Annotated in this window: 7 protein-coding genes; all 7 read left to right on the top strand. The window is 73.5% G+C overall.

Features of this window, described 5'->3' with window-relative positions; all coding sequences use genetic code 11:
- Window positions 1-189 precede the first annotated feature (189 nt).
- From AC51EU_RS25320 to AC51EU_RS25290, 7 genes are read left to right on the top strand one after another with little or no spacing between them, the layout of a single operon-like run.
- Window positions 190-627, top strand: a complete 438-nt coding sequence (locus AC51EU_RS25320; protein ID WP_496269386.1) for a phage tail protein — start codon at window positions 190-192, stop codon at window positions 625-627.
- A gap of 1 nt (window position 628) precedes the next feature.
- Window positions 629-1,399 carry a CIS tube protein gene (locus tag AC51EU_RS25315; RefSeq protein ID WP_496269385.1) on the top strand — a complete coding sequence of 257 codons (771 nt, stop codon included), beginning with the start codon at window positions 629-631 and terminating at the stop codon, window positions 1,397-1,399.
- On the top strand, window positions 1,396-3,243 hold the full coding sequence (locus tag AC51EU_RS25310; RefSeq protein ID WP_496269384.1) for a VgrG-related protein: 1,848 nt from the start codon (window positions 1,396-1,398) through the stop codon (window positions 3,241-3,243). Before AC51EU_RS25315 ends, AC51EU_RS25310 begins: the two co-directional genes overlap by 4 nt.
- 47 nt (window positions 3,244-3,290) lie before the next feature.
- Window positions 3,291-3,734 carry a GPW/gp25 family protein gene (locus tag AC51EU_RS25305; RefSeq protein ID WP_496269383.1) on the top strand — a complete coding sequence of 148 codons (444 nt, stop codon included), beginning with the start codon at window positions 3,291-3,293 and terminating at the stop codon, window positions 3,732-3,734.
- Window positions 3,734-5,689, top strand: a complete 1,956-nt coding sequence (locus tag AC51EU_RS25300; protein WP_496269382.1) for a putative baseplate assembly protein — start codon at window positions 3,734-3,736, stop codon at window positions 5,687-5,689. The genes AC51EU_RS25305 and AC51EU_RS25300 overlap by 1 nt, the downstream gene beginning before the upstream one ends.
- Window positions 5,686-6,312: a phage tail protein gene (locus tag AC51EU_RS25295; RefSeq protein WP_496269381.1), complete on the top strand. Its 627-nt coding sequence runs from the start codon at window positions 5,686-5,688 to the stop codon at window positions 6,310-6,312. The genes AC51EU_RS25300 and AC51EU_RS25295 overlap by 4 nt, the downstream gene beginning before the upstream one ends.
- Complete coding sequence (locus tag AC51EU_RS25290; protein ID WP_496269380.1) at window positions 6,309-6,527, top strand: hypothetical protein; 219 nt, start codon at window positions 6,309-6,311, stop codon at window positions 6,525-6,527. Before AC51EU_RS25295 ends, AC51EU_RS25290 begins: the two co-directional genes overlap by 4 nt.

The following is a 6,527-nucleotide window of genomic DNA, read 5'->3' as shown; positions in this document are numbered from 1 at the left end:
CCCCACTACCCCGCCGACCTGGACGACCTGGCACGCCGATTGATCGCCCCCCTCTCCCGCCTCCTCCGCGCGGAACTCCGCACCGACCGGGAACGCATCGGCCGCCTCCGCGACCACGGCCGCTGACCCCGCCTCCACCCGACGAACCCGCTCCCACCACCCTCACGACCCCACACGAAAGACCACCCCATGCCCTCGCCCAAGGACCCCGGTTCCACCGTCTTCTTCAAGCTGACCATCGACGGCCAGGACCTCGGCCTGTTCAACGGCTGTGACGGCCTCGCGTCCGAGGTGGAGGTCGAGCAGCGTCAGGAGGGCGGTAACAACGGTTTCGTGTGGCAGTTGCCCACCCGGGTGACGTTCTCCACCATCCGTCTCACGCGTCCGCTGACCGCCGAGACCTCTCGTGTCGCCGCGTGGATGTCCTCCCTGGCCACCGGTATCACCCGTCCCACCGCGCAGATCGCCGCGCTGCGGGCGGACGGTTCGGTGGTCGCGCAGTGGGGCCTGGTGGAGGTGCTGCCGGTGCGCTGGCAGGGGCCGACGCTGGACCCGGCGAGTCCGGGGGTGGCGACCGAGACGCTGGAGATCGCGCACCACGGTTTCACCGACGCGGGAGGCGCCTGAGATGGCCGCGCCGACCGGGGGCCGGGCGGGGGCGAGCCTGGTACGGGCGTCGCTCGCCGTCCACCAGCCGCCCGCCGATCTGGGCGGGTCGATGGGGGCCCGTATCGGCGAGGTGGAGTTCCAGTTCAATCCGACGCAGGTACGGCTGGGGCGGCAGGCGACCTGGCGGACGCAGGCCGCGGTCGCCTATGCGCGCGGCGCGCCGCCGCAGTTCACCGGGGCGCTGCCGGCCGATCTCCAGTTGGAGGTGTTCCTCGACTCCTCCGGCGCGCCGAACGCCGGGAAGGTGCAGAAGCAGGTCGAGATGCTGCTGTCGTGCTGCGAGGTGACGGAGCAGAGCATCCACACCAAGCGGCCGTCGCCGCCGTGGGTGCGTTTTTCCTGGGGCGCGTTCAACACCGTGCAGTTCATCGCGTACGTGACCAGCGCCCAGGCCACGTACACCCTGTTCAACCCGACGGGTGAGCCGATCCGCGCGACCTGCTCCCTCTCGCTGACCGAGGTGTCGCTGCCCACCAAGGGGCAGAACCCGACCTCCGGCGCGCTGTCCGCGCGGCGGGTCCACCGCACGGTGGCGGGTGACTCGCTGGCGCTGCTGGCCTGGCGGGAGTACGGCGACGCCACCCGGTGGCGGCGGATCGCCGAGGCCAATGACATCGACGATCCGATGCGGCTGCGTCCGGGCACCGAACTGCTCATCCCGGCGGCCGACGAGCACCACGACGACCAGGGGGCCGGCGGCGGCCGGAGCGGGAAGGGGAACCGGCGATGAGCGACCGGACGTACACGAGTGTGCTGCACGTGGAGATCGGGGGTGCGCGGCTGCCGGACAAGCTCGCGGTGCTCCTCGTCGAGGGCTGGGTGGACGCCAGTGTGAACGTGCCGTCGGCGTTCCAGCTCACCTTCAGCGACCCGGGCGGCGACATCCTGGAGAACTTCCGCCAACTGAAGATCGGGGCGAGGACGGTGCTGTCGCCGTTCACGGACGGGCAGCGCGGCGAACCCCTGCTCACGGGCGAGATCACGGCGCTGGAGGTGGACGCGGACGCCGGGGGCAGGTCGCTGGTGGCGCGCGGCTACGACCCGGGCCACCGGCTGCTGCGCAACCGGCGTGTGGCGGGCTATCCGCAGATGACCGCGTCCGACATCGTCCGCCGTCTCGCCGGCCGCAACAACCTCACCCTGGGCACGGTGGACTCCACTCCCACGGTCTACGAGCTGGCCACCCAGCCCAACATCACCGACTGGGACTTCCTCACCCGTCTCGCGCAGGAGAACGACGTCCATCTCTCCTTCGACCGGGACGGCAGGCTGTGTTTCCGTGCCCTGCCGCCCGCGAGCGGCGCGCCGTCCGGTGGCACGCCGGCCGCGCAGAGCCCGTACGTCCTGGAGTTCGGGCACAACGCGCTGCGCAGCCGGGTGGCGATGACGAGTGCCGGGCAGGTCGATCGTGCGGGGGCGCGCGGCTGGGACATGCGCGCCAAGCGCGCGCTGTCCGCCCAGTCCCCGGCCTCTGCCGGTGAGGACATCGACGCCGGGCTGACCCCCGGGCAGGCGACGGCGTCGTTCGGGCCGGCCGAGCTGACCTCCACGGGCACCCCGTACACCACCCAGGCCCAGGTCACCCATGCCGCGCGGGCCCTCGCGGACGATGTGGCGGCGTCGTTCGCGGAGTTGGAGGTGGCGGTCAAGGGCAATCCGGATCTGCTGCCGGGGCGGCCGGTGGCGCTCAAGGGCGCGGGGTTCCCGTTCGAGGGGCGGTACACGGCGACGGGGGTGCGTCATGTCTTCGAGTCCGGGAGGCAGTTCACCACCTGGCTGACGGTGTCGGGCCGGCAGTTCCGGTCGCTGTACGGGCTGGCGTCGGGCGGTCCCGAGACCGCGCCGTCGCTGCCGGGTGTGGCCACGGCGCAGGTCACCAACGCCAAGGACCCGCTGAAGCTGGGCCGGGTCAAGCTGCGTTTCCCCTGGTTGTCGCCGTCGTACGAGAGCGACTGGTGCCGGGTGGCGCAGTTCGGCGGGGTGCGGGGCGGCGGGCTGCTGCTGCCCGAGGTCGGGGACGAGGTGCTGTGCGCCTTCGACCGCGGGTCGTTGGAGCACCCGTACGTGCTGGCCGGTCTCTACAACGGGGTGGACGCGCCGACGCCGGACCCGGACGGGATCGACCCGGTGGACCCCACCAGCGGCCGGATCGCGTGGCGCGCTCTCGCCTCGCGCAGCGGCCACCAGGTCGAGCTGCTGGACGCCCCGAACCGCCGGGCGCGCGGCATCCGGCTGCGGACCGGTGACGGGGCGCTGACGGTGCATCTGGACGAGGCCCGTACCGAGGTGACGGTGCGCAGCGACGGGTCGGTGACGATCAGCGGGACGCGGAAGGTGTCGGTCAAGGCGGGCGGTGATCTGTCGCTGAGTGCCGGGGGGTCGCTGAGTCTGCGGGCCGCCGGGGCGGTGGACGTCAAGGCGGGCACGAAGTTCGACGTGACGGCCGGGGGGAGTGCGCAGATCAACGCGACGGGGACCGCGGGTCTCCGGGCCGCGGGTCCGGTCACCGTCAACTCGGCGGCGACGGTGACGCTGATGGCGCCGGCGGTGCTGCGCAACGGGCTGCCGTTCTGAGGGCGGCGGTGAAGGGATGAGGCGGATGTCCGAGGGAGCGGGAGCGGATGAGTGAGCAATTCGTCGGTGCGGGCTGGGCGTTCCCGGTGCACACCGACGCCGGTGGCGGGATCGCGCTGGCCCGCCGCGAGCGGGAGGTCGAGGAGTCCATCCGGCTGGTGCTGGCCACCGCGCCGGGCGAGCGGCCGATGCGTCCGGAGTTCGGCTGCGCCGTCCACGACCTGGTGTTCGCGCCGGTCAACGAGGCGACGGCGGGTCGTATCCGGTACGAGGTGCGGTCCTCGCTCGACCGTTGGGAGCCCCGGATCGAGGTCCTCGACGTCGAGGTGAGCCCGGCGCCGGAGGACCCCTCCGTCCTCTTCATCGACGTCCGTTACACGGTGCGTGGCACCAACAATCCGCGCAGCCTGGTCTTCCCGTTCTATGTGATCCCGTCCGCGGAGGGCTCCGGCGCCGACGGCGGGTCCCCGGCAACCGAAAGCGATCTGTGATGGCCCTGCCCGCCCCCCATCTCGACGACCGGCGCTTCCAGCAGTTCGTCGACGACGCCAAGCGCTATGTGCAGCAGCGGTGCCCGGAGTGGACCGACCACAATGTCTCCGATCCGGGTGTCACCCTGATCGAGGCCGTGGCGCACATGGCCGACCAGCTGGTCTACCGCCTCAACCGGGTGCCGGAGAAGAACCAGTTGGCGTTCATGGACCTGTTGGGCATCACCCTGTTCCCGCCGTCGGCGGCCCGCGCCGAGGTGACGTTCCGGCTGTCGGCGCCCCAGCCGGAGCCGGTCCTCCTGCCCGCCGGGACGGAGGTGGCGACCAGCCGCACCGAGACGGAGGAGGCGGTGGTCTTCGCGACCGACGAGGACCTGACCGTCATCCCCTGCGACCTGGCCGCCGTACTGCGCCAGGAGTCCGGCGGCACGCCGCAGGACCAGAGCGCGGACGTCTTCGGCGGCAGTGACGTGGCGGCCTTCGCCGCCGTGCCGCAGCCCGGGGACGCTCTGCTGTTCGGGCTGTCGGCGGCGGTGCCGCGGTGCATGGCGGTACTGCGGCTGGACAGCCGGGTGGACGGTGTCGGTGTCGACCCGCGCCAGCCGCCGCTGGTGTGGGAGGCGTGGACGGCGGACGGGTGGGCGGTGTGCGAGGTGGACGAGGACACCACCGGCGGCCTCAACCGCCCCGGTGACGTGGTGCTGCACGTCCCCGCCGGCCATCTCGTCTCCCGTGTGGGGCGGACCGACGCGGGCTGGCTGCGCTGCCGTGTGGTGGCCGCCGCCCCCGGCCAGCCGTTCTACAGCGCCTCCCCCACCGTGCGGGCCGCCTCCGCGTTCACCATCGGCGGTACGGCGTCCGCCTCGCACGCGGAGACGGTCCGCGACGAGATCCTGGGTGAGGCGTCGGGCGTCCCCGGGCAGCGGCTGCGCCTCGCGCACGCCCCGGTGGTCGCGGGCCGGCCGCCGCTGGTCGTGGAGGTCTCCGACGGGGAGGGCTGGCAGCCGTGGGAGGTCGTCGCCGACTTCGCCGCTTCCGGGCCCGCCGACCGGCACCTCACCCTGGACGCCACCACCGGGGAGATCGCCTTCGGGCCCTGCGTCCGTCTCCCGGACGGGTCGGTGGCGCAGTACGGGGCGGTGCCGCCCAAGGGCAGCGCGGTCCGCGCCGCGTACTACCGCACCGGTGGCGGCCGCGGCGGCAATGTGGCGCGCGGCGCGATCCAGGTGCTGCGCAGCTCCATCCCGTCCATCGCCGGTGTCGAGAACCGTGAGGCGGCGCGCGGTGGTGTGGACGGCGAGACGGTGCGGGAGGCGAAGCTGCGGGCGCCCGTGACGCTGCGCGCCCAGGAGCGTGCGGTGACCGCGCGCGATTACGAGGAGCTGTCCCGCCGGGCCGCGCCGGAGGCCGCGCGCATCCGCTGCCTCTCAGTCGACGACGACCGGGCGGGGGACAACGCGGTACGGGTCCTGGTCGTCCCGCAGGCCGTCCCCGACCGGGGCGGCAGGGTCCGCTTCGAGCAACTGGTGCCCGGGGAGGAGCTGCTGGCCCGGTTGACGGCGTTCCTGGACGAGCGCCGTCCGCTGGGCACCCGTCTCGCCGTGGGCCCGCCGTTCTACCAGGGCGTCACGGTGGTCGCCACGTTGCACGCGTTCCGGGCGGCGAACGCGGAACGGGTGCGGGCCGAGGCTTTGGATGCCCTCTACGCCCATCTGGACCCGCTGACGGGCGGGGCGCACGGGGACGGCTGGCCGTTCGGGCGGCCGCTGCACTCCGGGGAGATCTTCGCCGCGCTCCAGCGGGTGCCGGGGGTGGAGCTGGTCGACGAGGTGCTGCTGCATCCCGCCGACCCGCTCACCGGCCGCCGCGGCGAGGCGACCGACCGACTCGATCTCGACCCGTCGGCGCTGCTGTTCCCCTTCGACCACCGCGTCCGTGTGATCGAGGCCCGATGACCATTCCTGTACCGTCCGCCCCTTCCGAAGGCGGGGGCTCGTCCCGGGGCACCGTGCCGGGCCTGCTCTCCGCGCACCCGATCGGGGAGCAGCTTCCCGGCGTCTACGCCGACGACGACTTCACCCAGCGTTTCGTCGCGGGGCTGGACGTGGTGCTGGCGCCGTTGTTCACGGTGCTGGACTGCCTGGAGGCGTACTTCGACCCGGCGCTCGCGCCCGAGGACTTCGTCGACTGGCTGGCCACCTGGGTCGGCACGGAGCTGGAGGGCACACAGCCGCTGCCGGTCCGCCGTTACGCGGTGGCCTCGGCGGTGGCGCTGCACCGGCTGCGCGGCACCCGGCGCGGCCTGTACGGCGCGCTCCGTCTGGCCTTCGGGGTGAGCCCGGAGATCGCCGAGAGCGGTGGCGCGAGTTGGTCCGCGCGCCCGCTCGGCGGCTTTCCGGGGTCGCCGCGGGCCGGCCTCCAGGTCGTCCTCCGGGTGCCGGACCCGTCGGCCGTCGACGTCCACCGGGTGCGTGCCGTGGTCGCCGCTGCCCGGCCCGCGCATCTGCCGTTCACCGTGGAGGTGACCGCGCAGGCCCCCTCCGCTCCCCCGCCGTTCTCCGAAGGAACCCGACCATGACCCTCTCCACCTGCCCCGACTGCGCCACCCCGGTGCACCGCAGGGGCCAGTCGTTCTGCGACTCCTGCGGCGCCTTCCTGCGCTGGGACAGCCCGGCCGGACCGGTGCCCGCGGCGGCGGACGCCCCGGGCGGCGCCCCGCTGCCCGCGGCGGCGGACGACGAACCGACCGTGCCGCTCCCGCCCGCTTGTGCGGGCCCCCGTCAATTCCTTTGA

It is taken from the genome of Candidatus Streptomyces philanthi, assembly GCF_059553635.1.
This window is presented reverse-complemented; position numbering and strand designations above follow the sequence as displayed.